Here is a 26,971-nt window from a genome sequence, read left to right on the forward strand (position 1 = left end):
GCCGGAAAAAATGGACTGAACATTTTGCATTTTTGTGTTATGCTTTTATGTTTTTCGTCCGGACAGTGTCCGGGCGGTGGTATGAACTCCTAAGCCTTCAGGTTGTTTTCATGTTTGCATTCCTTGTGCGCCGGATCAGTCAGGCGGTGTTTGTCATGCTGGTGATCAGCCTTCTGGGCTTTTCCATCCGTCATCAGATCGGAGATCCTGTGCGGGATCTTGTGGGCGTCAGTGTCTCCGTTGCGGAGCGTGAAGCCCTGCGGGATGAACTGGGCCTGAATGATCCCTTCCATGTGCAGTATCTTCGTTTTTTAAAGGGGCTTCTTAAAGGAGATCTGGGCCAGTCCTTTTTCTTCAAAAAACCCGCACTGGATGTGATTCTGGCCAAGATGCCCGCCACGCTGGAGCTTGTATTCTGCGCAGGTGTGATCATTGTGGTTTTTTCAGTTCCCCTTGGCATGTATGCCGCCATCAGGCCGAAAAGTTTTTTTTCAAGGCTGATCATGGGCGGCAGCATTGTGGGGGTTTCCATACCTGTTTTCCTCACGGCCATCCTTCTGATCTATCTTTTTTCCGTGATTCTGGGCTGGCTGCCTTCCTACGGACGGGGGGAGCTGGTCATGGTGGGCGGCTGGCAGACGGGTATGCTCACCGCAGATGGCTGGCTGCACCTTATTCTGCCTTCCATCGCCCTGTCTTCCATCATGTTGCCCCTTTTTATCCGCCTGATCCGTTCGGAAATGATGGAGGTTCTTGAGACGGAATACATCCGTTTTGCCCATGCCAAGGGGCTTTCAAAGGTCCGGGTGTGGCTGGTTCATGGTTTCAGAAATACCCTGCTTCCGGTGATTACCGTGGGGGGGGTACAGATCGGTACCATGATCGCCTTTACCATCCTTACGGAAACGGTATTTCAGTGGCATGGCATGGGTTTTATGTTTCTGGAGGCGGTGCAGCGTGCGGACACCTCTCTTCTGGTGGCCTACCTCATGGTTGTGGGCTTTCTCTTTGTGGTGGTGAATACCCTGGTGGATATTCTCTACGGTATTGTTAACCCCAAGGTTCGGGTATCAGGCAGGCAATAAATGACACGCTGGCAGGCATTCAAAGACTCTTATTTTCTCTACAGTTTCAAAAGGGACAAGGTGGCGGTGACAAGCTTTGTCATTTTTCTGCTGCTTCTGGTGATGGCTTTTTCCGCACCCTGGACAGCCCCGCACAATCCCTATGACACAGCCACCATAGATATCATGGATTCCAACCTTCCTCCGGCCTGGATGGATGAGGGAGAAACCCGCTTTGTTCTGGGAACGGACATTCAGGGCAGGGATCTGCTTTCCACCATGATGTATGGTATGCGGGTGTCCATTCTCATTGGTCTGGGCGCTGTGATCCTGCAGGCGGTGCTGGGTATTTTCATCGGCCTTGTGGCGGGGTATGCGGGAGGAAGGGTGGATGCCTTTCTCATGCGCCTTGCGGATGTGCAGCTTTCCTTCTCAACCCTCATGGTTGCCATTTTCATATCAGCCATATTCCAGACGGCCTTTGGTGCCGGGCGCTATGAGCAGATGGCCGTACCCATCCTGATCCTTGTGATCGGCCTTGCGGAGTGGCCCCAGTACGCCAGAACCGTGCGGGCTTCAGTGCTGGGGGAAAAGGGAAAGGAGTATGTGGAGGCGGCCCGGGTCATCGGCCTTCCTTCCATGCGCATCATGTTTCGGCATATTCTTCCCAATACCCTGTCTCCGGTGCTGGTGATTTCCACGGTGCAGGTGGCCAATGCCGTCATGAGCGAGGCGGCCCTTTCCTTTCTGGGACTGGGGATGCCCGTCACCCGTCCTTCCTTGGGTTCCCTCATCAATTCCGGCTTTGAGTATATTTTTTCAGGCTCCTGGTGGATTACTCTCTTTCCGGGTTTTCTGCTGGTGCTTCTGGTACTGGTGATCAATCTTTTGGGGGACTGGTTGCGGGATGTGCTGAACCCCAAGCTTTACAAGGGATAGTTTTTATGAATCATCTGCTTGAAATCCGGGATCTTGAGGTGCGTTTTGCCCTGCGTTCCGGAGATCTGACCGCCATTGACCGCATCGGGTTTACCCTGGAAAAGGGCGAGCGCATGGGGCTTGTGGGGGAATCCGGAGCGGGAAAGTCCGTGACGGGTTTTTCCATTTTAAATCTCATCAGCAAGCCGGGGTACATTGCCGGAGGAAGTATTTTTTTCCGTGGGAAGGATCTGGCGGCCCTGAGTCCGGAGGAAATGCGCTCTGTCAGGGGAAACCGCATCAGCATGATTTTTCAGGATCCCATGATGACCCTGAATCCTGTCATGACCATCGGGGATCAGATGACAGAAAGCCTCATGGCCCACAGAAAGATTTCCCGTGCTTCCGCAGAAGCCCTTGCCGTGGAAAAGCTGCAGGCCGTGCACATCCCTTCCCCCGAAGCCCGGCTGCGTCAGTATCCCCATGAGTTTTCAGGGGGCATGCGTCAGCGCATCGTCATTGCCATTGCCCTTCTCACGGACCCGGATCTCATCATTGCCGATGAACCCACCACAGCGCTGGATGTGACCATTCAGGCGGAAATCATGGACCTTCTTCTGGAGCTTTGTACTCTGAAGGATATGGCCATGATCCTCATCACCCATGATCTGGGGGTGGTCAGTCAGGTGACGGAAAAGATTGCCGTGATGTATGCGGGGAAAATTGTGGAAACGGGTTCCACGGAAAATATTGTGGCCAGACCCCAGCATCCCTATACCCAGGGCCTGATCCGGGCCTTGCCCGGCAGCAGGGAACCCGGCAGCAGGCTGTATCAGATTCCCGGCTCCATGCCCAATCTTTCGGCAATTCCAAAGGGATGTGCCTTTCATCCCAGGTGTGAGCGGGCAGAGGAGGTCTGTCGCAGGGAGGTGCCTGAACTTTTGAAGAGGGGGACTTTTCAGCGGCTGGTGGCCTGTCATCTGGTGGGTGTGTGATCTTGTTTTTTGTAATTGTTCAGAACATTTTATTCAGAGATATCAGTGTTATCGTTTTAGCGGCTTCGTGCCGTTGCAAGGCACCCTGGCTATTTGCAAGTGACATTGCAATCGTTTCGGATCAGAGCTTTGAGGGCCTGTGCGAAAGAAGCGGCAAACTGTCTGAGCCGCCACAAAGGCAGCGTGCTTAAGCCTGCTATGGTAATCAAAAAGCTTACCCTGCCTGTGGCGGGGAGTTTTTGCCGCTTCCGCACAGGGCAAGAAGCTCCCGAATAAGATTGCGTCACGGGCAAATAGCTTGGGTGTCTGTGCATCTGTTATCTGGCAGGTATGGTGTTTGGAAAATTGAGCTGAACAATTATGTTTTTTTATTGTTATGATGCCGTTTATATGAAGGAAGGAAGAAGCCATGCTTGAAAAATCAGCCCTTGTGACCCTGAACAAGGTGGTCAAGCATTTTGATATATCCGGTGGATTTCTGGAACAGCTGCGTTTTAAAGGGCTTCGTCCCCGGCTGGAGCAGAAAAAAGTGCATGCCATCAATGATGTGAGCCTTGCCATAGAGCCGGGAGAGATCCTGAGCGTTGTGGGAGAGTCCGGCTGCGGAAAGTCCACCCTGGCCCGCACGGTGATGGGGCTGTATGCGCCGGATTCTGGGGAAATCTACTATGAAAATACCCGGATCGATACCTTGGACAGTACACAGATGCTGGTGCATCGTAAAAAAATGCAGATGATTTTTCAGGATCCCTACGCATCCCTGAACCCCCGCATGACCGTACGCCAGACCCTTGAAGAGCCTTTGCGTTTTCATCAACCCTCCATCTCCGAGACTGAGGTCAGGGACAGGGTGGCGGAAGTCATGGAGCAGGTGGGGGTGAATCCTGTGTGGGGTGAGCGTTATCCCCATGAGTTTTCAGGGGGACAGCGCCAGCGGGTTTCCATTGCCCGGGCCCTTATGGTGGATCCTGAGTTCATTGTGGCGGATGAACCCATATCGGCTCTGGACGTGTCCATTCAGGCACAGATTCTTAACCTTCTCATGGAGGCCAGAGAGCAGCGGGGCCTGACCTATATGATGATCACCCATGACCTTTCCGTGGTGGCCCATGTGTCCACACGGGTGGCAGTGATGTATCTGGGAACCCTCTGTGAAGTGGCTCCGGCGGCCAATCTTTTTGAAACGGCAAAGCATCCCTATACAAGGGCACTCCTTTCCGCCATTCCAAAGCTGGGCCAGAAAAAGCCCCGGCACATCAAGCTGAAGGGGGAAGTTCCAACCCCCATCCACCTGCCTTCGGGCTGTGTTTTCCATGGCCGCTGTCTTTATGCCAATGAGCGCTGCCGCAGGGAAGTCCCCCGGCTTCTGGCCTTAAGCTCCGGTGTGCAGGTGGCCTGTCATGGTGTGGAGGAAGGAAGGGTACTGGACTGATCCTGTTCTTCCGCTGCGGCCATACCCGGAGGCGCATATTTGACCCGCAGTTTCAGAATGCGGTTGCCGTCCATGGTCATGACGCTGATCATGTAGGAGGATACCACAAAGGTCTGGTCTTCGCTGGGGATGCGGCCGATGTGGTGCAGGAGAAAGCCTGAGAGGGTGTCATAATCCGGGGATTCGGGCAGCTCTTCGGGTAATACGCGGTTCACATCTTCCACCGGGATTTTACCCAGAATCAGCCATTCCTTTTCACCCACTTCCTTGATCAGAACCTCGTCCTTGTCCGATTCATCGGAAATTTCTCCTACAATCTCTTCCAGAACATCTTCCAGGGTGACAAGGCCGCAGACCCCTCCGTATTCATCCACCACAATGGCCATGTGCTGTTTTCTGGCCTTGAACTGGGCCAGCAGGGTGTCAATTTTTTTTGATTCGGGGATAAAGTAGGGCTTGCGCATGATTTCCCTGAAATCCGGCAGGCGGCCGTGGGTGGTCTGAAAGCGGAAGATGTCGCCCACATGCATGACGCCCACCACCTCGTCAAGGCTGCCTTCAGTGAGGGGAATACGGGAAAAGCCCGATGCCAGAATGGCCGGAAGATCCGGCTTTTCTTCCAGATCCGCCACAAACATATCCCTTCTTGGTGTCATGATGTTGTAGGCGGGGATGTCATCGAATTCAAAAATATTGCGGATAAATTCCTTTTCTTCTTCCTTGATTTCTCCTTCTTCCTCGCCCACCTCCACAATGGAAATGAGTTCTTCTTCGGTGATGGTGGGCAGACGCTGGAGTCGGCCCGTGAGCAGGGGCACAAAATCCAGAAGAAAAATAAGTGGGTAGCAGATAAAGGAAAACCAGCGTATGGGAAAGATGACCATTCGGGCAATGAGAAGATTGTTCTGGGTGGCCAGGGATTTGGGTATGATTTCCCCGAAGATCAGCAGCATCAGGGTCATGATGCCGGTGACAATGCCGATGGCATTGCTTTCAAACTGCTGGATGGCAAGGGCCGTGGCAATGGCCGAAGCGCCTACGTTCACAAGGTTGTTGCCGATGAGGATGGTGGCCAGCAGGCGGTGGGGTCTGCTTTTCATTTCAAGGATCAGTCTGTCGGCACGGCCTCCTTCCTTGGCCATGTGGTGGGCTCTGGCTCTGGAAATGGAAAAAAGGGCTGTTTCCGAACTGGAAAAAAATCCTGAAAGCAAAAGGCATAGGAAAAGAAGTGCGAGATGGAAAGTCATGGTTCGGATCACCGGCAGCAGCGGAGATCACAGCCTCCTTTCGGATTTGAATTGTATGTTAAAGAATTTATGGTATGGAGCGTTCATTTCAGATATTGTAGTGTTTTGATTTAACAGTTTTTTGTTAATTATTCAGTATGTTTTATTCTGAAAAATTGTTTTTTAATTTCAAGATCTTGGTTCCAGCAAAAGACAATCGGGCTGTTTGTGAGTGACATTGCAATCGTTTCGGATCAGAGCTTTGCAGGCCTGTGCGAAAAGGAAGCGGCAAACTGTCTGGCCCGCCACAAAGGCAGCGTGCTTAAGCCTGCCATGGTAATCAAAAAGCTTATCCTGCCTGTGGCGGGGAGTTTTTGCCGCTTCCGCACAGGGCAAGAAGCTCCCGAATAAGATTGCGTCACGAACAAATGGCTCGGTTGCCTATGTGTCTGATTGTAATCGTTCGATTTGTCGAAATAAAACTGTTCTGAATACTTACATTTTTATTAAGATTTCCGGGTCACTTACGGTCTGATAACAACCGGGCCAGAATATAAGGCTGAGCCAAGGCAGTCATCAGATTATTTTATTGGCGCAATAATAAATCCTTCATCGGGATACTGCAAGGGAGTTCCCTTAATTGTTTTTTATGGATTGCACAGACCGGCAATGAACCTTGTTTTGTGCGCTGCAATGGGTTAAGATCTGCAAATGCCCTTTCATGGGAAAGGGCTTTTGCGATAACTCGTTGAATAATAAGGGTGAACCATGCTCTCTGTACATGCGGATACAAAAAATAATCGTTTGTATATTGTCATCGGACTTCTGGAATCCCATGAAGAGATTCATGGTCTTCTGGATGAAGTGGAAGCCATATTACCTGCCTTGTCTCCCGGCTTTTCATGCATTACGGATCTTCGGGAGTACCGCCGCATCGGAGATGCCGGAGAAGAACTGATCTTTCAGGTGCAGAAAGCGCTGAAGGAAGCAGGCATTGCAAGGGCTGTGCGGGTGGAGAGGCGGCAGGCCCTTCCCGAGCATGTGCAGTTTGAGGCCGGAAGTCTTGAGGCTGGCTACCCCACCCATCTGGTGAGAACCATGGAAGAGGCGGACAGCCTGCTGGATCGTCTGGAAGCGGCTTCTGTCTGAGGGTTTTTTGAAAAAGTCTGTGCCTCCCCATGCCCCTTCCGGAGCATAGCAGATGAGACCATGGTCATGGCGTATGCAGATGCATGTCTTCGGTTTTTCCCGTAAAAAGCTGCATGGCAAGACCGCCATGCTGAAATCTTCTGCAGGTAAGCCGTGAAAATTCCTGCGGAATTTTCTGTTCTCCGGGTACAAGAATCCCTGTACGCCATCCCTGCCATTTTTTCTGAAGATGATCTGCCAGCCGCCGGTTTAAAATACCGGCTGCTTTTTTTGTGCCCATGCGCAGACCGTAGGGCGGGTTGAGCATGATGAGGCCTGCTTCACCCCGGGGTGCATCAAGGGAGAAAAAGTCCGCTTTCTGTATCTGGATGTTTTCAAGAAAAGAGTGCTGCAGGCAGAGTGCCCGGAAATCCGTCAGCACCTTTTCTTCCACATCACTGGCATGGATGGGGGCGGGTAGTAAATGCTGTGTCGGCTCTTCTTCCCGTGCAAAGGGTGCCACAAGAAAGGCCGGCCAGTTTTCCCATGCAAAAGATCTGAAGCTTCCCGGTGCAAGGTTGGAGGCCATGAGGGCTGCTTCCATGGAAAAGGTACCGGACCCGCACATGGGATCAGCCAGAGGGATTTCCGGGGTGTAACCGGATGCCATGAGGATGGCTGCGGCAAGGTTTTCCCTGATTGGCGCCCTGCTGCCTGCTGTTTTCAGGCCCCGGAGATATAAAAGGGGGCCGGAGCTGTCCACGGAAAGGGTGAAGCGGTCCTTTTCTCCCCGCAGGTAAAGTCCCGGAAGGGGTTTTTCCTGAATGCAGGGGGCACCGGATTCCCTGTCCTTTTTCGATGAAAGGAAATCCCTGATTCTCTGGGCAAGGGCATCGCTGTGATAAAGGCGGCATTTGTGGCAGAGAACCCGTATTTCAGGAAGGGGGCCTTCGGGAAAGTAGAGCTGCCAGGGAATTTCTGCCAGATTTTTTTGAAAACCTTTGAAATCTGTGGCCGTAAAGCGGGCCATGCGCATGAGAATTCTGGAAGCGGTCCTGAGGCGGCGGTTGGCTTCCGGAGCAAAGGAAAGGGGGGCCTGTAACAGGATGCCTCCCTTTTCTGCTTTCATGGGGCCTGTGTCCGGGAAAAGGGTCTGTATTTCCTTTTCGCATTCCTTTTCAAAGCCCGGAGGGCAGATAACGAAAAATTCCTGTTTCTTTTCAAGGAGCTGCCTGCGTATCTGTTTATGAAGACGGGTTCTGCGCATGGTATGAAAGGGTCCTTTTGTCCGGAAGCTGCAGAAGGATGACGGCGGTGATCACCAGTACGGCTCCGGAAAGTTGCAGGGTATTGAAGATTTCGGCCAGCAGGAAAAAGCAGAGGATACCTGCAAAAACAGGTTCCAGGGTGCCGGTGATGCTGGCCGGAGATGCGCCGGTGATGCGGACACCGTAAAGGTAAAGGAAAAAAGGCAGGGCTGTGCCAAAGCAGCCGATGGCCAGGGCCAGACCCCATGTTGGCATGTCGCTGCCAAGGGCGGTAAAGCCGGAGAAGGGGGGGCGCAGGATGTTCCACAGGATGGCTGCAATGAGCATGGCGTAAAAGACAACGGTTTCCGGGCTCTGTTCCTGCATTTCCGCCTCTCCGGCAAGGGAATAGATGGCAAAGGTGAGGGCCGCTCCCAGTCCTGCAAGGATTCCGGTACCGTTCATGGCCTTAAAATTCATGGATGCCAGATCTAAAACCAGGGCACAGCCGGTGATGGCGGCGCACAGGGCCATGAAAACACGGGGGGACAGCTTCTTTTTCTGATAAAAGACCTGCCAGAGGGCGATCAGCACCGGAGCCAGATACTGCAGCAGGATGGCTGCGGCCACCTGGATGCGGCTGATGGCCAGAAGATAGGTGGCCTGCATGGCCGCCATACCGAAAACTCCCAAAAAAAGATATTGGGGCACTCTTTTTAGGGGTATGCGCATCTTTTCCGGAGACCGGAAAAGCAGAAACACGCCGATGCAGAAAACGGCCACCGTCAGACGGATCTGTACCAGATCAAAGGGGGACAGGCCTGCGTTAAAAAGATATTTGGCAAAGGAGCCCGAAGCTGCCCAGAGAAGGGCTGCCATGATTATGGCAGAAAATCCTGAAAAAACGGAAGTTTTAGATTTTATCATTTCTTTTTTCCGTTGGTTATCACATGGTATAAAAATCAGCCTTCGGATGCTTTTTTCGGCTGCGGCACTTTTTAAAAAGGTCCTGCGGCAGCGTCCTTTATCCGGTTGAATCATAAACCGGCGCAGAAAGACATAGATTTTTTCTTTTTCAATTTATGCCAAACTGTGTTTATCTTCTTTTCCTGTTGCTGTTCAGCACAGTTTTCCAAGTACCATACCTGCAAGACAGATGCACAGGCTCCAGGCTATTTGCCCGTGACGCAATCTTATTCGGGAGCTTCTTGCCCTGTGCGGAAGCGGCAAAAACTCCCCGCCACAGGCAGGATAAGCTTTTTGATTACCATGGCAGGCTTAAGTACGCTGCCTTTGTGGCGGCTCAGACAGTTTGCCGCTTCTTTCGCACAGGCCTGCAAAGCTCTGATCCGAAACGATTGCAATGTCACTTTCAAATAGCCTCGGAGCCTTGCAACAGTACGAAGCTGCTGCAATTACAGGATGGCAGTTCGAAATAAATTGTGCTGAATAATTACCTTTTCCTGTTCTTGATGGCTGATTCCTATGACTTTTTTTGACAGGGTTTCTTCTGTGTCTCTTTTGTCTGTTTTCAATAAAAAAAATCACGCTAAGCGTCTGTTCTCCGGCCTTGCGGGCGTGGCTGTTTTGTTTTTGCTTCTGGCTGTTCCTGCCCTTGCCCTTGACTGGTATCCCGAGTCCGGCAGTGCCATTGACTGGGGGCCTGTGCTGCTGGGACTTTTTGGGGGCATTGCCTTTTTTCTTTACGGCATGGAGCTGATGAGTGAGGGCATGAAGCGGGTGGCAGGCTCCCGGATGCGGGAGGGGCTGGCCAGTCTGACCCGAAGCCCCTTCCGGGCGCTGGGTGTGGGGGCCTTTGTCACCATGATGGTGCAGTCTTCCAGTGCCACCAGCGTGATGCTTGTGGGGCTGGTGCAGTCGGAGCTGATGCGTTTTCCCCAGACCCTGGGGGTGATTCTGGGTTCAGGAATCGGTTCCACGGTCACTGCCCAGCTCATTGCCTTCAAGGTAACGGATTATGCCCTGATCATGGTGGGGCTGGGTTTTCTCCTGAAACTGCTGGGACGGGGGGACCGGGCAAGGGATTTTGGTCGTATCCTTCTGGGGTTTGGCGTTCTGTTTTACGGTATGAAACTGATGAGTGACGCCATGGTGCCCCTGCGTTCCGATCCGGGAACCATTGCCTTTCTGCAAAGCCTTTCCAATCCCGTTCTGGGAATTCTTGCGGGTATTGTGGTCACCGCCCTGATCCAGAGCAGCGGGGCCATTGTGGGTATCCTCATTGTCCTTGGAGAGCAGGGGCTGGTGGGGCTGGATGCGGCCGTGCCCATTATTCTTGGGTCCAATATCGGAACCTGTGTGACGGCCATCCTTGCCGGGCTGGCCGGGGGCAGGGAGGCCAAGCGTGTGGCCGCAGCCCATGCGGTATTCAAGATAGCAGGTGTTTTGGTCTGCCTCCCTTTTCTGGCGGGTTTCGGTTTGCTGGTGGAGGCTGCCGGGGGAGGCATGGCCCGGCAGGTAGCCAATATCCATACCTTTTTCAATGTGGGGCTGGCCCTGATTTTTCTCCCCTTTACCGCTTTTTTTGCCCGTTTCATCGAGTGGACTGTGCCGGAAAAAAAGGAAAAGGAACTTCTGCCTGCCTTCACAAGTCCGCTGGAGAATGCAAAGATTGTTTCTCCGGATGTGGCTGTGGAAATGGCCCGCCATGAGATTGCAAGGATGGCGGGTCTGCTGGAGGTGATGGTCAGGGATGCGGGTATTCTGTTTGTGGCGAAAAAGCCCAGGCAGGACAGTGAATACCCCCGCCTGAGTCTTTTGGAGGGCCTTGCTTTCCGGGAAAGGGAGCTGGATTATCTGGATAAGGTGACAGGGGATTTTCTTTTCCGTATCGGAAGGGAGGCCGTGACCGGAACCCAGACCCAGACAATCTATGCCATGATTTCCATCACGCGGGATCTGGAAAGTATTGGAGATCTGATGGAACGAAACGTTGTGCCTCTGCTGGAAAAAAAACAGGCCCTCTTAAAAAGCTTTTCCGATGAAGGCAGGGAGGAGCTGGAAATTTATCACACCAAGGTACTCAAGCAGCTGCGTCTTCTGAGGGAGGCTTTTTCGGAAAAGGATCTGGATAAAGCCACGAAGATTATGCGTGGGGAGAGAAAATATCTGGATCTGGAGCTTCAGTACCGTATCCGTCACCTGAACCGTATCATGTGTCAGCGGGTGGAGTCCGTGGAAACCCATGAGCTGCATATGGAGCTCATGAATCTCATGACCCAGGTGATCGTATATACTTCCAATATCGCCAAAACCTATCTTTCTGCAGTGGCGGAGCGGGATGTCTGAGTCTTTTTCATCATGGTTTTTCCCCCTTTATTTACATAGCCCTGGTGTGTTAATGAAGAGCTGCGTAGCAATCCTTTGTCCGTTTTAAGTACAGGCCTTCAGCGTTTGGATCCGGCAGAGGCCGTCCGTCTGGCCTGTGCCGGAGCAAGGCGCCGCAGTGACAGTGATGTCATTATCAGAATAAAATATTTTGAACAGCTACAAAGAACTTTATGGGTGAAGGAGGTTCCATGAGCGGAGTGAACAAGGTTATTTTGATCGGTAACCTGGGGGCAGATCCAGCCATACGTTATTTTCAGGATGGTACGGCCGTATGCAATTTTAACATGGCCACCACGGAAAACTGGACCGACAGGCAGAGCGGTGAGAAAAGGGATAAAACCGAGTGGCACCGAATTGTTGCTTTCCGGCGGCTTGCGGAAATCTGCGGACAGTATCTCCGCAAGGGTTCCAAGGTGTATGTGGAAGGCAAGCTGCAGACCCGAAGTTATGAAAAGGATGGCCAGACCCGCTACATCACGGAAATTGTGGCCTCGGAGATGCGGATGCTGGATTCGGCCCGCAGCGGGCAGGGCCAGCCTCCGGGGGGAGAATATGCGGGTTCATCATCGGCGGGGAGCTATGGTGGGGGGCAGGGCGGCTATGGCGGTCCTTCCCAGGCGGCCGCCGCCTATGCCAGTCCTTCCCAGCCGGGGAATGCCTATGAGAACGGGGGAAACTTCTCTGCCGGACCTCCCGATGATGACATACCATTTTAAGTATTCGTATAATAAACAAGGTTTTTTTTAAATTCTGTCTTGATTTTTTTGCAAGAGAGGGTATGACAGAAGCACACAAAGTTTTTGTAACCTTCTTTTTATGCGGGGGGCGTATATTCGGAGGTTTCGGAGTTTATCAAAAGACCGGTGATGACCGGCAGATGTTCAGGGGTGAGAAGTATGCCGAATACAGTCATGGCGGATGTATCAAGGAAGCGTCTGTATATCCGTTACGGGGAGATGACCATTGAGCAGTATTTTCAGTTTACCGGGGAAATTTTAAAGGAAGCAGCAAAACTGGAAGAAGGCTTTACCATATTATCGGATTTGAGGGAATTTTCTCTGCCCAAAGGAGAAAACCCTATTCAGGCGAATATCCGTGAGATCGCTGAGGTTCAGCAGAAGCTGAAAAAAATGGGCGCCAGTGAGATTATCCGTGTTGTGGATCCTCAGGTGTGGCTGTTCATGGCCATGGGTGAGGCGGAAAAGCGTGCCGGATATGAAGCCTTTATCTTTGATGACTATGAAGAGGCGGATGCGGCTCTGGATGACATGACCGAAGACATCCATTCCGGGGATGTAAAAAAGGCAGGGTCCTGATATCTTTGATGGGTATCCGGGCCTTTTTTTTGCCGCAAAATTTGGTTGTTCGGGTCAGGTATGCTTCGTGAATGACGAATCATCGGGCCTGTTTGATATGGTTTTATATTTTATCCTTATTGTCCGGGGTGTGGGTCATTCTTGTCTGTTAAGGGGTGAAAGAATCTGAAATTTTTTAAGATTTTTTTATCTCTGGCTTTGTTTTAACAGGGGCTAAATTCCCTTGACATACAAACAAAGTTTTTGATAATGCAGTGGGTCATATTTCAGGCAGTCGAATTAGGTTGGGTTTGCTTGCTTGTCAATTATCATATTCAGGAGGTAATCATGAGTAGAAAAATCAGAAAGGCGGCTGTTATCGGTTCCGGTATCATGGGTGGCGGTATCGCCGCTCTGCTGGCCGCCGCAGGAGCCGATGTTTACCTGTACGACATCGTTCCCTTTGATCTGAAGGACGAAGAAAAAAATGATCCTGCGGCCAGAAACCGCATTGTAGAAGCCGGTATGAAAGGTGCTCTCAGCGCCAAGCCAGCCCTTTTCTACACGAAAAAGGATGCCGCCCGTATCCAGACCTGCAACCTGACTGACGATTTCGACAAGCTGGGTGAATGCGACTGGATCTGTGAGGTTGTTGTGGAAAACCTCAAAATCAAGCAGGATCTTTTTGAGCGTATTGATAAGGTAATGAAGCCCGGCGCCATCATTTCCTCCAATACCTCCGGTATTCCCCTTGCGAAAATTTCCGAAGGCCGCTCTGCTGAATTCAAAAAGAATTTCCTTGGCACCCACTTCTTCAACCCCGTACGCTACATGCACCTTCTGGAGCTGATTCCCGGTGCTGAAACCAGCCAGGAAGTTCTGGACTTCATTGCCCATTACGGCGAAGTCAGCCTGGGTAAAGGGATTGTATGGGCCAAAGATACCCCCAACTTCATCGGTAACCGCATTGGTATTCAGGGTATCGGTGTTGTTATGCAGAAGGTTGCCCAGGATGGTATTACCATCGCTGAAGCCGATGCCCTCTTCGGACCTGCCATGGGTCGTCCCAGAAGTGCCATTTTCGGTACCGCTGACCTTGTTGGTATGGACACCATGGTGCATGTTGCGGACAACTCCTACAACCTCTGCCCCGAAGATGAAATGCGTGAAACCGTTGCCGTTCCCCAGTATGTCAAAGACATGGTGGCTTCCGGCAAGCTTGGTGACAAAACCAAGCAGGGTTTCTACAAAAAAGGTAAAACCCCCGAAGGCAAGCGTTTCAAGCAGCAGATTGATCCTGCCACCGGTGAATACATTGATATTGCCAAGCCCGAATTTGACTGCCTTGTAGCGGCCAAGGGCAAAGAAACCCTTGCTGAAAAAATTGCCACCGTTGTATGGGGCGAAGACAAGGGTGCCAAGTTCGTATGGAGTTGTACCGCTTCCCAGCTCACCTACTGTGCCAACCGCATTCCCGAAATTGCCGACAGCCTTGTTGAAATCGACAATGCCATGAAGTGGGGCTATGGCTGGGAAGTGGGTCCCTTTGAAGCATGGGATGCCATTGGTGTTAAAAAATCCGTAGAGCGCATGAAGGCCGAAGGTCTGCCCGTATCTGCCAAAGTGGAAGAAATGCTCGCCAAGGGCAATGAGACCTTCTACAAAATGGATTCCGGCAAGCTCTTCTACTATGACTTTGCATCTGCCAGCTACAAGGAAGTACCTGCCAATGAAGCTGCCATCAGTCTGGCTGCTGTCAAGGCAGACAACAAGGTTGTAAAAACCTGTCCTTCTGCCAGCCTGATTGATATTGGCGATGGCGTATTCTGTATTGAATTCCACACCAAGATGAATGCCCTGAACAAGGAAATCATCGAATTCATGGGTACTTCCATGGATTACGTGGATGCCAACGGTGTGGGTGCTGTTATCGGTAATCAGGCCGGTGGTATGCCCGGTGCATTCTCCGCTGGTGCCGACCTTTCCTTTGTTTCCAAGCTGGCCCATGACAAAGCTTACAGCGAAATCGAAAGCTTCCTTGCCATGGCCCATGAAGGTCTGCAGCGTGCCACCTACTCCAAGTTCCCCGTGGTTGCAGCTCCTTACGGTATGGCTCTGGGTGGTGGTTGTGAAACCTGCCTCAGTGCGGACAAGATTGTTGCCCATGCAGACCTCTACATGGGTCTGGTTGAAATCGGTGTTGGTCTGCTTCCCGCCGGTGGTGGCTGCCTCAACCTGTACAAGAAAATGATCGATTCCCTTCCCGGCGGTACTGCCAAGGAAGTGGATCTGACCAAATTCTTCATCAACACCTTCATGGCCATTGCCATGGCCAAGGTTTCCATGAGTGCTGACGGTGCCGTAGCCAACGGTCATATGCACCCCTGGAAAGACCGCATTGTCATGAACCGTGATCTTCTCATCGGTGAAGCCAAAAAAGAAGTTCTTTCCATGGTTTCCTCCGGTTACAAGGCTCCCCAGCAGAAGAAGCTTCGTGTTGTGGGTGTTGAAGGTCAGGGTATGGTTAGTGCTGAGATTTCCAATATGCTTAATGGTGGTTTCCTCAGCGAGCATGATGCTTTCCTTGCCAAGCGCATTGCCTTTGTTATCTCCGGTGGCAATGTCAGGATAGGTACGGAAGTTGCCGAAGAAACCATTCTCAAGCTTGAGCGTGACGCCTTCGTTGATTTCTGCAAGGAAGAAAAAACCGTTGCCCGTATCGATCACATGTTGAAAACCGGCAAGCCCCTGCGTAACTAAAAGAGGCTGAGCGGAGATCCTTCTCCCTGGCGGGCCGGGATTTTCGTTCAGTTGCCAGAATATGGGCTGTTTACTGATAACCGGTGATTATATTCGTTAAGTTTTCTTCTTGAAGGAGGAATACAATGAGAGATGCATATATCGTATCGTCCGTAAGGACTCCTGGCTGCAAGAACCGTCGGGGTGGTTTCCGTGAAACCCGTCCTGAGAACCTGCTTTCCCACGCAATGAAGTCCTGTGTGGAAAGAGTGGGTGTTGACCCCAAGGAAATTGATGACTGCATGATCGGCTGCTCCTTCCCCGAAGGAGAGCAGGGTCTTAATGTGGGTCGCGTTGCTGCCCGTATGGCAGGTTTCCCCAACGAAGTTTCAGGAGCCACGGTTAACCGCTTCTGCTCTTCCGGTCTGGAAGCCATTGCCCTTGCTTCCCTGCGCGTAGGTGCTGGCTGGTCCGAAATGACCATGGGTGGTGGTATCGAGTCCATGACCTATGTTCCCATGGGTGGCTACTCTCCCCGTCCCCATCCTGAGTTTGCCAAAACCAATGCCGAAGCCTATATCAATATGGGTTTAACTGCTGAGAACGTAGCCGCATGGTACAATATTTCCCGTCAGGAAATGGACGAGTTTGCAGCCAAGACCCATGCCAAGGCTGCTGCTGCCCAGAAGGCTGGCTGGTTCAAGGAAATCGTTCCCACGCCTGCTACCTACTATGTACCCCAGGCTGATGGTACCTACGCCATCGAAACCAAGATGATCACCGAAGATGATGGTGTTCGTGAAGGCACCACCGCTGAAGGCATTGGTCGTCTGGGTTCCCCCTTCAAGGCTGGCGGTCTTGTAACTGCTGCCAACTCCTCCCAGACCACCGACGGTGCGGCCGCTACCCTGATCGCATCCAAGGAGGCCTGTGACCGCCTTGGCCTGAAGCCCATCGCCAAGATGATCGCCTATGCCGTAGCTGGCTGCAAGTCCGAAGAAATGGGCATTGGTCCCATCTATGCCATTCCCAAGGCCCTTGCTCAGGTTGGTCTGAAGCTTGAAGATATTGATATCTTTGAAATCAACGAAGCCTTTGCCTCTCAGGCTATCTACTGCTGCAAGCACCTCGGTATGTGGGGAACCCCCATGATGGACAAGGTGAATGTGGGCGGTGGTGCCATCGCTCTGGGTCATCCCCTGGGATGCACCGGTGCCAAGCTGACCGCTACCATGATTTCCCACCTGCAGCGTACCGGTGGTAAGTATGGTATCGTTTCCATGTGTATCGGTGGCGGTATGGGTGCTGCTGGTATCTTCGAAATGGTTTAAAAAGTAAAAGGGGCGGCTTATGCCGCCCCGGACACTTTGTTTTTTTAAGGGATGCTCCTCTTTTCGGGGGGTGTCCCTTTTTTATTTTCTGAAAGATTCAATATCCTCTTCGTTTGGTAAAGGCTGAACCTATCAGGCGAGGGGCAGTACATTGCTGTAATTTCAGAATAAAATGTGGTGAAAGGTCAGGTTTGCTGAATAAATATAAAAAAACAGCGTGGGAAACTGTACAAAAAAATTCAAAAATGTTAGATTCCGCATCTGTTAATCAGGGCTGTTTACCATAAGAATGCGGGAAAATTCCCATGGTTTTTACCGGGATTGTACCTGCCAGAAAAAGGAGAGTTGGATGGGAAACGCATATATTCAGGATGTAATGAATCAGGTCAAAGGCCGCAGCAGCCATGAACCCGAATTTCTTCAGGCCGTGCAGGAAGTACTGGAAAGCCTTGAGCCTGTTGTCTCTCAGATGCCGGAGATTCAGGACTATTCCATTCTGGAGCGCATGGTTGAACCGGAACGGGTCATTCTTTTCCGGGTGCCCTGGGTGGATGATGCAGGAAAGATCCATGTGAACCGGGGTTTCCGTGTACAGTTTAACAGTGCCATCGGTCCGTACAAGGGCGGGATACGCTTCCATTCTTCGGTAAATCTTTCAATTTTGAAATTTCTTGGTTTTGAGCAGGTATTTAAAAACAGCCTGACCACCCTTCCCCTTGGTGGTGGCAAGGGCGGCTCCGATTTCCATCCCCATGGAAAAAGCGAAGGCGAGATCATGCGTTTCTGCCAGAGCTTCATGACAGAGCTTTTCCGCCATATCGGTCCGGACACGGATGTACCTGCAGGAGATATTGGTGTGGGTGGCCGTGAGGTCGGGTATATGTTTGGCCAGTACAAGCGCATGGCCAACCACTTTACCGGTGTTCTTACGGGCAAGGGCATTGACTTTGGCGGTTCCCTTATCCGGCCCGAAGCCACGGGCTATGGCTGTGTTTATTTTGCAGAGAATATGCTTACCCAGCAGGGTAAGGGCTTCAAGGGCAAGTCCTGCGCCATTTCCGGTTCCGGTAACGTGGCCCAGTATACGGCCCAGAAGCTTCTGGAGCTTGGGGCGACACCCGTTACCTTCTCTGACTCCAGCGGCTTCATTTATGATCCTTCAGGCATTGATGAGGAAAAGCTTGCCTTTGTCATGGATCTTAAAAATGTGAAGCGCGGCAGAATCAGTGAGTATGTGAACAAGTATCCCAAGGCCACCTTTACCGAGGGCAAACGGCCCTGGGGTGTGCCCGTGGACTGTGCCTTCCCCTCTGCTACCCAGAATGAGGTTTCCGGAGAAGAGGCGCAGGAGCTGGTTAAAAATGGCTGTATGTTGGTGGCAGAAGGTGCCAACATGCCCTGCACACCGGAAGCCATTGAGGTTTTCCAGAAGAACAAGGTGCTTTATGGACCGGGCAAGGCTGCCAATGCAGGTGGTGTTGCCACTTCCGGTCTGGAAATGACCCAGAACTCCATGCGCCTTTCTTGGAGCCGGGAAGAAGTGGATGGCAAGCTTAAGGGAATTATGAAGAGCATCCATGACAATGCCTTTGAGGCAGCAAAGGAATTCGGGGATGAGGGTAACTATGTAAAGGGTGCCAATATTGCCGGTTTCCTCAAGGTGGCCAGAGCCATGATTCTTCAGGGTGTTGTGTAGTAAGCCAGACAGTCAGGACCTCTCTTCCATGGTTTTCAAGCCATGGGCTTTTGAGATTCTTCGTTTAAAAAAAAGATCCACATCCGCCTGCAAGGCCGGGTGTGGATCTTTTTTTGTAATTATTCAGCAGCTTCGTACTGTTGCAAGGCACTGTGGCTATTTGCAAGTGACATTGCAATCGTTTCGGATCAGAGCTTTGCAGGCCTGTGCGAAAGAAGCGGCAAACTGTCTGAGCCGCCACAAAGGCAGCGTACCAAGGCCTGCCATGGTAATCAAAAAGCTTATCCTGCCTGTGGCGGGGAGTTTTTGCCGCTTCCGCACAGGGCAAGAAGCTCCCGAATAAGATTGCGTCACGGGCAAATAGCCTGGGGCCTGTGCATATGTCTTGCAGCTATGGTACTTGGAAAACTGTGCTGAACAGAAGTTACCTTTTTTTATGACCTCGATCCTTCCGTCTGGCAGACGCACAGAGACGCTGGCTGTTTTTTTCGTGGCCCTTTATGTGGGACAGAAAGCTTGCCATAAACCGGAATACATGCAAGGTCAGATTGGCAGCGATAGTTTTTTATTTGCCTTATCTTTAAAAAATACAAAAATGTTGTTGTTTCAGGCGGTGTTTATGACAATTTTGGAAGAATAAAAAGAAATGCTCGCCGATCTTTTGTGGGGTTATTTCTTTTTATAACAATGTTTTATCTGGTTAATTTTTTTTGTGGCATGTAGTTTGCTATTATAGTCTGACAGAAAGGCGACGCAATGATGACAAAAGTTCATACTCAAAAAAAATCTTCAGCAATACAGGTTCTGAAGGAGAAGCGCAGCCAGCTGATTCAGGAATATCTGGATGGCAGGGCTGAAGATTTTCTTGTCCGTCATGCCGCCCTCATTGATACCTATTTCCGAGAGAGTTTTACCCTCAGTGCTGTGGGACCTCTCATGGATATAGCAAGGAACCCCTATGCCATCATTGCTTTGGGGGGGTATGGCCGAATGGAACAGTGTGTCCATTCCGATGTGGATATTCTTTTTCTCTTTGAAAAGGAAGTTCCCCCATCCGCAGAAGCCCTTATTCAGGAAGTGATTTATCCCCTCTGGGACATTGGTCTGGAAGTGGGCCATGCCACCCGTTCCATTTCCGAGTGCCTCCATCTTGCCAGCCGGGATCTGGAAGTGCTGACTGCCGTACTGGATGCCCGCTTTGTATGTGGTATGTCCCCCCTTTTCATGACGTTGATGGAAAAACTCAGGGCCCGTTTTGTGCAATCCCACCCCAAAAAAATCATGGGCTGGCTGGTTGAAGGAAACCGGAAGCGGCATGAGCAGTTCGGGGATTCCACCCATCTTCTGGAGCCCAATCTGAAACTGGGGCAGGGTGGCTTGAGGGATTACCATACCATGCTCTGGCTGGGTCGTGTCCGTTTTGGCCTGAAGGAGGCCAGAGATCTGGAATATAACGGATACCTTTCATATGAAGAATTCCATAATCTGAAAAAAGCACTGGCCTTTATCTGGCAGGTCCGCAATTCTCTGCATCATCTGACGGGCAGAAAATGTGATCAGCTTTATTTTGAACACCAGATGCAGCTGGCTGAAACCCTTGGTTTTCTTCCGGGTGATGGCATGACCGCAGTGGAGCATTTTCTGGGCGCCCTGCATCTGGAAATGGATTTCATCAAGCAGCACCTGCTCATGCTTCTGGATGAGGCCGGTCATGAACAGAAACTGGGCCTGAGGCGAAGGTACAGGAAGACAACAAAGGTTGCAGGGCTTGTGATTCATAAGGGAATGCTGGCTTTTGATGACATCAAAAGTGTTCTGAAAAAACCGGAGCTTCTTCTGGCGGTTTTTCAGGAAAGCGGCTCCAAAAAACTGCCCCTTTCCGCAGAGGCCAAGCGCATTGTCCGGGAGATGGGGTATCTGGTGGATGATACCTTCCGCAGCCGCAGGGATGTGGTTAAAATGTTTGAAAAAATTCTTGCCACACCTCCCTTTGCCTACCACCCCCTCAACGAAATGCAGGCCACAGGTCTTCTTACCCGACTGATTCCAGAGTTTGATGCCATCATCTGCCGTATTCAGTACAATAAATATCATTTATACCCTGTGGCCAAACATTCCCTGAGAACGGTGCAGGCCGTGGCAGGCTTTTCCCATGCTCCGGTTAAAAATACCCATGGTCAGGATGTGCTTTACCATGAGACCTTTGATGAAATAAAAAACAGGCGCCTGCTTTTCTGGGGAGCATTGCTCCATGATATTGGCAAAGGGGTTGCCACAAATGATCACAGCAGTGAAGGGGCAGCCCTGACCCGGACCATTATGAACCGTTTTGCTATGCGTTCGGATTATGCGGATACGGTTGTCTTTCTGGTGCAGGAGCATCTTTTTCTTATCAAGGCGGCCACCCGCAGGGATGTCAATGACGAAGAGACCATTACCGCCTGTGCCATGAAAATCCGGGATCCTGAGCGCCTGCGCATGCTTTTTCTGCTGACCGTTGCGGATTCGGTTTCCACCGGCCCCAAGGCCTGGAGTGAGTGGACAGCCACCCTGCTCACCAGTCTCTATCTCAGGGTTCTGAAGATGCTTGAAAAGGGAACGCTTGCTGAAAAAGAGGCCATTGAACGTATCGAGGAAAAGCAGGGGCGGATTCTTGAAGAAGTCCATGAAGGGGAGAGGGAAGCAATGGAAACCCTCATCGCAGGCATGCCGCCTGCCTACCTGCTGGAACTTTCCGCTGGAGATATCCGCACCCATATGCGCCTCGCCCTGCAGCGAAAGGAAGCCCCCTTTGCCTGGCACGTGGAGCGTTGTCCGCAGGCGGATCTGCGCAGGGTGCTCATCCATGCTGATGATAAGCCCGGCTTTTTTTCCAGAGCCGCCGGTGCCTTTACCCTGAACCGGATTGAGATTCTCGATGCCCGTATTTACGGCTGGAAGGACGGGGCTGCGGCCAATCTTTTCATTCTCAAGCCGCCCCCGGACCAGATTTTTGAAGAAGAGGTCTGGGAAAAAACCCGCAGGGATCTTGAAGATCTTCTCAGCGGAAAAATTGAGATGGGCACCATCATTGCAAAAGCTCCCTTTACCCCTTCCCGGAAGGGCATGGTTCTGGAGCCGCCCCATATCCGAATTGATAATGAAAGTTCAAGCTTCTACACCATCGTAGAGGTTCATACCTATGATTTTCCCGGACTGCTTTTCCGTCTGACCAGTGCCCTTTTCCGGTGCCGGCTGGATGTGAAGAGTGCCAAAATCGCCACCAAGGTGGATCAGGTGGTGGATGTGTTTTACGTGCGGGATTTTGATGGTGAAAAGATGGATTCCCCGGAGCAGGAAGCCCTGATCCGGCAGACGGTGCGCAACGTTCTGCCCGAGGCCTGAGTGACCTCTCCGGAATCCGCTATGTATGACAGAAGGCAGAGCAGGAAAGGAAGGGCATTTTTCGGGTTTTTTATCCGGCCGGTCAAAAACCTCAGAAAGCCCATAAAGCTCTGTTAAAACCCTGGAAGGAGATGACGCAATGGATACCGGAGATACCGCTTTCATGCTTGTGGCAGCCGCCCTTGTAATGTTCATGACCCCCGGACTGGCCCTGTTTTATGGGGGGCTGGTACGCTCACGAAATGTTTTATCGACCATTCTGCAGAGTTTCATCTGTCTTGGCATGGTTTCCCTCATATGGGTGACCTATGGTTACACCCTGGCCTTTGGAACGGACGTGGGTGGCCTTATCGGTAATTTTGAATACCTTTTTCTGAACGGCGTGGGAACGGAGCCGGGACCCTATTCCGACACCATCCCCCATCTTCTCTTTGTGGCATTTCAGCTGATGTTTGCTGTGATCACAGCGGCCCTGATTACGGGTGCCTTTGCTGAGCGTATTAAGTTTTCTGCCTTTCTGCTCTTTACCTTTTTCTGGACCACCTTTATTTATCTGCCCGTCTGTCACTGGGTATGGGGTGGTGGCTGGATTGAAATGCACGGAACCCTTGATTTCGCAGGGGGGACGGTGATTCATATCAATTCCGCCGTAGCCGCCCTGGCAGCAGCCATAATTATCGGTCCCCGTAAGGGTTGGGGAAAGGAAGCCATGCCGCCCCATAATATTTCCATGACGGTGATGGGTGCCGGTATTCTCTGGCTGGGATGGTTTGGTTTCAATGCGGGCAGTGCCCTTGCCGCAGACGGCATTGCCGTGAATGCCTTTATGACCACACAGATTGCTGCCGGTGCCGCCGCCTTTTCCTGGCTGCTCTATGAATGGAAAAGCCATGGCAAGCCCACGGCCTTAGGCGCAGCCTCCGGTGCTGTGGCAGGTCTTGTGGCCATTACCCCTGCCGCTGGTTTTGTAAGCCCCATGGCTGCCATTGCCATCGGTCTTGTGGCCGGTGTCATCTGCTGCATGGCCATCCGGCTGAAGGCCCGGTTCGGCTATGACGATGCCCTTGACGTGGTGGCCATCCATGGTGTGGGTGGTTTATGGGGTGCGCTGGCAACGGGCCTTTTTGCCTCCCTTGCCATCAATCCAGACGGAGCCAACGGGCTTTTTTACGGAAACCCGGGGCAGCTGGGTATACAGCTCATTGATGCCCTTGCAGTGATTGCGTTTTCTCTGATAGGTTCCTTGATTATCCTGAAGCTGATTGACCGTTTTGTAGGCCTGCGTGTCAGCGAGGAAGAGGAAATCCAGGGCTTGGATCTCTCCCAGCACAGCGAGGTCGGATATACCCTCTGATCCTTATGGCTCCCTGTCCCGTTTTTTGGGAAGGGAGCAGCCGGAGAAACGTATTTTTATAAAAATTTGGAAAAAGGAGTCCGCCCATGAAGAAGATTGAGGCAGTGATTAAACCCTTTAAGCTGGATGATGTGAAGGAAGCCCTGAATGAGATCGGGGTGCAGGGGATGACCATATCAGAGGTTAAAGGGTATGGTCGCCAGAAGGGACACAAGGAGATTTACCGTGGGGCCGAGTATGTGGTGGATTTTATCCCCAAGGTGAAAATTGAGATTGTGCTGCCCGCAGACCGGATTGAGGAAGCCGTGGAAGTGATCCGCAAGGCCGCTGTGACGGATAAAATCGGGGATGGTAAGATTTTTGTAACCCCTGTGGAAAGTGTTGTGAGGGTCCGTACCGGAGAAACCGGAGCGGACGCCATCTGAAAATGCCGGATGATTCCGGTGCAGACCTGATAAAAAAAATGGCCTTATCCGACCCCCATGTAAATGAGCCTTGATACGGGCTCAAAAGGAGAATGAAGATGACCCCGAAAGACGTTCTGGCCTTTGCCAAGGAAAACAATGCAAAAGTGGTTGATATCCGGTTTATGGATTTTCCGGGAACCTGGCAGCACTGTTCCTTCCCCATAGGAGAGCTTGATGAATCCAGCTTTGAAAACGGCTTTGGTTTTGACGGCTCCTCCATCCGTGGCTGGCAGGCCATTGATTCCTCGGATATGCTGGTGATTCCCGATGCAAAAACCGCAAAGATGGACCCCTTTTTCAAACATCCCACTCTGGTGCTCATCGGTAACATTGCCGACCCCATTACCAAAGAGCCCTACAGCAGAGACCCAAGGCACATTGCTGCCAAGGCGGAAGCCTATCTGAAATCCACGGGCATCGGAGATACCTGCTTTATCGGGCCTGAGCCTGAGTTTTTCATCTTCGATGATATCCGCTATGAATCTTCCCAGCATTCTTCCTTCTATCGCATTGATTCAAAGGAAGCCAACTGGAACACAGGAAAGGATGAAGGTCCGAACCTCGGATACAAGCCCCGCCCCAAGGAAGGATATTTCCCCCTGCCGCCCATGGACAAGTTTCAGGATCTGCGTTCTGAAATGATGCTGACCCTGGAAGATCTGGGCATTGCCATGGAGTGTCAGCACCATGAGGTGGCCACGGCCGGTCAGGCGGAAATTGACATGCGCTTCAAGCCCCTTCTGGAAATGGGGGATCAGCTGGTATGGTTTAAGTATGTGCTGAAAAATGTGGCCTACAGAAACGGGCACACCGTGACCTTCATGCCCAAGCCCCTTTTTGGAGATAACGGTTCCGGCATGCACATTCACGCATCCTTCTGGAAGGATGGCAAGCCTCTTTTTGCGGGTAATCTCTATGCCGGTCTTTCCCAGGAAGCCCTCTGGGCCATTGGCGGTATCATGAGGCATGCCCGTGCCCTCTGCGCCTTCACCAACCCCACCACCAACTCTTATAAGCGTCTGGTGCCGGGTTTTGAGGCTCCCATCAATATTGCTTACTCCGGCCGTAACCGTTCTGCAGCCATCCGTATTCCCATTGGCGTGGACTCTCCCAAGGCCAAGCGCATTGAGTTCCGCACCCCGGATCCTTCCAGTAACGGATATCTGGCCTTTTCCGCCATCATGATGGCCATGATCGACGGGATTCAGAACAAGATGGAGCCGGGTGACCCCATGGATAAAAACATCTATGACCTGCCGCCCGAAGAGCTGGCAAACATTCCCAGTGCGCCGGGCAGTCTGGAAGAAGCCCTCAACGCCCTGAAGGAAGATCATGCCTTCCTCCTGAAAGGCGATGTCTTTACAGAGGATGTTATAAGCAAATGGATAGAGTACAAGATGGAAAAAGAGGTGACTGAGGTGCGGCGCAGGCCCCATCCCCATGAGTTTCAGCTTTACTATGATATCTAAGCGTTTGCTGTAGATACATGGGGGCAGAGGCAGGGAGCCCGGTTTTTTGGGTTCCCTGTTTTTTTATCTGTATTCCCTGTAATCAATGTCATAGGCCTTGGCCTTGTAGGAAAACTTGCGCACCGTGGTCTGTAGCAGGCTGGCCGCCTGACTGACATTGCCCCGGGTGTTTTTCAGGGCATCCACCAGCATGTCCTTTTCCAGCTTGGCAACGGCCTCTTCCAGGGAGTGGGCCGGAAGGCTGCCCGTTTCCACCCCCGTCTGCAGGGTGGGGGGCAGATGGTACGTGTGAATGACCCCTTCCTCGCAGAGCAGAACCGCCCTCTCTATGCAGTTTTCAAGCTCCCGCACGTTTCCCGGCCAGTGATACCCCATCATCATGTCAATGGCAGGGGTGGAAAAACGCTTGATGTCCTTTTCATTTTCCCGCGCGTATTTTTCAAGGAAAAAGTCCGCCAGCAAAAGGATGTCTGTTTTCCGTTCCCGCAGGGGCGGCATGTAAATGGGAAAAACATTGAGGCGGTAGTAGAGATCCCCGCGGAAGTTTTCCTCTTCAACGGCTTTTTCAAGGTTTCTGTTGGTGGCAGCCACCACCCGTACATCCACCTTGATGGTTTTGTGCCCTCCCACCCGCTCAAACTCCCTTTCCTGCAGCACCCGCAGCAGACGGACCTGCACATCCGGGGATACGGAACCCATTTCATCAAGGAAGATGGTTCCCTTGTGGGCCAGTTCAAATTTGCCTTTTTTCTGGCTGATGGCTCCGGTGAAAGCCCCCTTCTCGTGACCGAAAAGTTCGCTTTCAATGAGATTTTCCGGCAGGGCGGCACAGTTTACCTTGACAAAGGGCTGGTTGGCCCTGTTGGAATTATAATGGATGGAGTTGGCCACAAGTTCCTTTCCTGTACCGGACTCTCCCCGGATCAGAACCGTTGCCGTGCTGCGGGAAACCTGGGAGATCATCTGATAGACTTCCCGCATCTTGTTGGAGTTGCCCACAATATTGGTGAAACGGTATTTTTTTTCCAGCTCTTCCTGCAGCCTGCGGTTTTCTGCCTTCAGCCTTTCCTTTTCCATCTGTATGCGCTCAAGGTTACCCACATGACGGGCCAGCATGGTGGCGATGACGGAGAGAAGCTGCATACCCCGCTGCAGATTATAGTCTTTTTGATAGGGCTGGTCTGTACTCAAGGCTCCCATGACATGGTCGCCCTCTTTGATGGGCACGCAGATGAAGGAGTAATCTTCATCGCTTTTCCGGACGGAGGTACGGTTCAGGAAGGAGGCTTCCTGGGATATGCGTTCAATGGCAATGGGTTTACCGTCTTTGATGACAGAGCCGGTTACCCCTTCGCCCAGTTTGTAAATCCCTTTGGCCATGGCCCCCTTGCTCATGCCATGGGCCACCTCAATGCGGATTTCTCCGGTGACAGGATTGAGCAGGGTAATGGTCCCCCTTTGCATATTGCCATGGTTGGCAAGGATATCCATAACCGTGTAAAGGGACTTTTTTAAATCCATATGCTCGCCAAGGGCCTTGGATATCTCGTAAAGCAGGGTGACATCCGCAATGCTGTCCGTGATGATGGCAGGGCTGTCATGGCGTGTTTTTTTCTGCATGGGAAACTCCTCGGATAATCATGATTTTCAAGCCTGCTTTATTTAGACAAGTAAGGGGTTAAAGGCAACATATTTGTATTTCAGTGGGTAAAAAAAGGCATTTTGGTTTTGTCCCCATGTCTTTTGTGCAGAATCTGGGAGCTTGATTCTTTTTAAAGCACCATTTAAGATAACTTTTATGTAATTATTCAGCACAATTTATTTCGAACTGCCAATGCTGTAATTGCAGCAGCTTCGTACTGTTGCAAGGCTCCG

General features: G+C 51.6%; 21 protein-coding genes. 17 read left to right on the plus strand and 4 right to left on the minus strand.

Translation table 11 applies throughout. The annotated features are described in order from the left end of the window. Window positions 1–110 precede the first annotated feature (110 nt). The 4 genes from LZ24_RS02320 to LZ24_RS02335 all read left to right on the plus strand — a co-directional run bounded on the left by LZ24_RS02320 (window position 111) and on the right by LZ24_RS02335 (window position 4,409). Window positions 111–1,085 carry an ABC transporter permease gene (locus tag LZ24_RS02320; protein WP_144681924.1) on the plus strand — a complete coding sequence of 325 codons (975 nt, stop codon included), beginning with the start codon at window positions 111–113 and terminating at the stop codon, window positions 1,083–1,085. Further along, window positions 1,086–2,003 carry an ABC transporter permease gene (locus tag LZ24_RS02325; protein WP_144681926.1) on the plus strand — a complete coding sequence of 306 codons (918 nt, stop codon included), beginning with the start codon at window positions 1,086–1,088 and terminating at the stop codon, window positions 2,001–2,003. Between the two features lie 5 nt (window positions 2,004–2,008). Further along, window positions 2,009–2,977 (plus strand): ABC transporter ATP-binding protein, encoded by a 969-nt coding sequence (locus LZ24_RS02330; protein WP_144681928.1) that lies wholly within the window; start codon window positions 2,009–2,011, stop codon window positions 2,975–2,977. A gap of 409 nt (window positions 2,978–3,386) precedes the next feature. Beyond that, window positions 3,387–4,409 carry an ABC transporter ATP-binding protein gene (locus tag LZ24_RS02335; protein WP_144681930.1) on the plus strand — a complete coding sequence of 341 codons (1,023 nt, stop codon included), beginning with the start codon at window positions 3,387–3,389 and terminating at the stop codon, window positions 4,407–4,409. On the opposite strand, the gene LZ24_RS02340 is transcribed toward LZ24_RS02335, so the two are convergent. Beyond that, window positions 4,376–5,656, minus strand: a complete 1,281-nt coding sequence (locus LZ24_RS02340) for a hemolysin family protein (protein ID WP_144681932.1) — start codon at window positions 5,654–5,656, stop codon at window positions 4,376–4,378. The genes LZ24_RS02335 and LZ24_RS02340 overlap by 34 nt on opposite strands. A gap of 747 nt (window positions 5,657–6,403) precedes the next feature. Between LZ24_RS02340 and LZ24_RS02345 the strand changes: the two genes are divergently transcribed. Further along, window positions 6,404–6,784, plus strand: coding sequence for a hypothetical protein (locus LZ24_RS02345; protein WP_144681934.1), 381 nt, complete (start codon window positions 6,404–6,406; stop codon window positions 6,782–6,784). A 64-nt stretch (window positions 6,785–6,848) separates the two neighbouring features. On the opposite strand, the gene LZ24_RS02350 is transcribed toward LZ24_RS02345, so the two are convergent. Beyond that, window positions 6,849–8,030 (minus strand): THUMP domain-containing class I SAM-dependent RNA methyltransferase, encoded by a 1,182-nt coding sequence (locus LZ24_RS02350; protein ID WP_144681936.1) that lies wholly within the window; start codon window positions 8,028–8,030, stop codon window positions 6,849–6,851. Then, window positions 8,008–8,889 (minus strand): EamA family transporter, encoded by an 882-nt coding sequence (locus tag LZ24_RS02355; RefSeq protein WP_186442884.1) that lies wholly within the window; start codon window positions 8,887–8,889, stop codon window positions 8,008–8,010. The genes LZ24_RS02350 and LZ24_RS02355 overlap by 23 nt, the downstream gene beginning before the upstream one ends. On the opposite strand from LZ24_RS02355, the gene LZ24_RS17080 reads away from it, so the two are divergent. From LZ24_RS17080 to glnA, 12 genes are all read left to right on the plus strand, one after another. Next, window positions 8,888–9,046 carry a hypothetical protein gene (locus LZ24_RS17080; protein ID WP_186442885.1) on the plus strand — a complete coding sequence of 53 codons (159 nt, stop codon included), beginning with the start codon at window positions 8,888–8,890 and terminating at the stop codon, window positions 9,044–9,046. The genes LZ24_RS02355 and LZ24_RS17080 overlap by 2 nt on opposite strands. 449 nt (window positions 9,047–9,495) lie before the next feature. Beyond that, window positions 9,496–11,319: a Na/Pi cotransporter family protein gene (locus LZ24_RS02360; protein ID WP_144681940.1), complete on the plus strand. Its 1,824-nt coding sequence runs from the start codon at window positions 9,496–9,498 to the stop codon at window positions 11,317–11,319. Between the two features lie 230 nt (window positions 11,320–11,549). Then, a complete protein-coding gene (locus LZ24_RS02365; RefSeq protein ID WP_144681942.1) occupies window positions 11,550–12,077 on the plus strand; it encodes a single-stranded DNA-binding protein in 528 nt (175 codons plus the stop codon). Between the two features lie 180 nt (window positions 12,078–12,257). After that, on the plus strand, window positions 12,258–12,677 hold the full coding sequence (locus LZ24_RS02370; protein WP_144681944.1) for a hypothetical protein: 420 nt from the start codon (window positions 12,258–12,260) through the stop codon (window positions 12,675–12,677). Between the two features lie 327 nt (window positions 12,678–13,004). Further along, complete coding sequence (locus tag LZ24_RS02375; RefSeq protein ID WP_144681946.1) at window positions 13,005–15,416, plus strand: 3-hydroxyacyl-CoA dehydrogenase/enoyl-CoA hydratase family protein; 2,412 nt, start codon at window positions 13,005–13,007, stop codon at window positions 15,414–15,416. A gap of 125 nt (window positions 15,417–15,541) precedes the next feature. Continuing rightward, the gene (locus tag LZ24_RS02380) at window positions 15,542–16,726 is read left to right on the plus strand and encodes a thiolase family protein (RefSeq protein WP_144681948.1); all 1,185 of its coding nucleotides are present in this window, start codon (window positions 15,542–15,544) and stop codon (window positions 16,724–16,726) included. A gap of 364 nt (window positions 16,727–17,090) precedes the next feature. Continuing rightward, window positions 17,091–18,422 (plus strand): NADP-specific glutamate dehydrogenase, encoded by a 1,332-nt coding sequence (gdhA, locus tag LZ24_RS02385; protein WP_456236624.1) that lies wholly within the window; start codon window positions 17,091–17,093, stop codon window positions 18,420–18,422. A gap of 436 nt (window positions 18,423–18,858) precedes the next feature. Beyond that, on the plus strand, window positions 18,859–19,062 hold the full coding sequence (locus LZ24_RS17495) for a hypothetical protein (protein WP_222427500.1): 204 nt from the start codon (window positions 18,859–18,861) through the stop codon (window positions 19,060–19,062). Window positions 19,063–19,178: 116 nt separating this feature from the next. Further along, window positions 19,179–21,806, plus strand: coding sequence for a [protein-PII] uridylyltransferase (gene glnD / locus LZ24_RS02390; RefSeq protein ID WP_144681952.1), 2,628 nt, complete (start codon window positions 19,179–19,181; stop codon window positions 21,804–21,806). A 139-nt stretch (window positions 21,807–21,945) separates the two neighbouring features. Next, the gene (locus tag LZ24_RS02395; RefSeq protein WP_144681954.1) at window positions 21,946–23,160 is read left to right on the plus strand and encodes an ammonium transporter; all 1,215 of its coding nucleotides are present in this window, start codon (window positions 21,946–21,948) and stop codon (window positions 23,158–23,160) included. Between the two features lie 86 nt (window positions 23,161–23,246). Next, window positions 23,247–23,585, plus strand: a complete 339-nt coding sequence (locus LZ24_RS02400) for a P-II family nitrogen regulator (RefSeq protein WP_144681956.1) — start codon at window positions 23,247–23,249, stop codon at window positions 23,583–23,585. A gap of 98 nt (window positions 23,586–23,683) precedes the next feature. After that, window positions 23,684–25,096, plus strand: coding sequence for a type I glutamate--ammonia ligase (gene glnA / locus LZ24_RS02405; RefSeq protein ID WP_144681958.1), 1,413 nt, complete (start codon window positions 23,684–23,686; stop codon window positions 25,094–25,096). A 63-nt stretch (window positions 25,097–25,159) separates the two neighbouring features. On the opposite strand, the gene nifA is transcribed toward glnA, so the two are convergent. Further along, window positions 25,160–26,716 carry a nif-specific transcriptional activator NifA gene (nifA, locus tag LZ24_RS02410; protein WP_144681960.1) on the minus strand — a complete coding sequence of 519 codons (1,557 nt, stop codon included), beginning with the start codon at window positions 26,714–26,716 and terminating at the stop codon, window positions 25,160–25,162. Window positions 26,717–26,971 lie beyond the last annotated feature (255 nt).

It is taken from the genome of Desulfobotulus alkaliphilus, from assembly GCF_007830435.1.
Taxonomy (GTDB): Bacteria; Desulfobacterota; Desulfobacteria; order Desulfobacterales; family ASO4-4; genus Desulfobotulus; species Desulfobotulus alkaliphilus.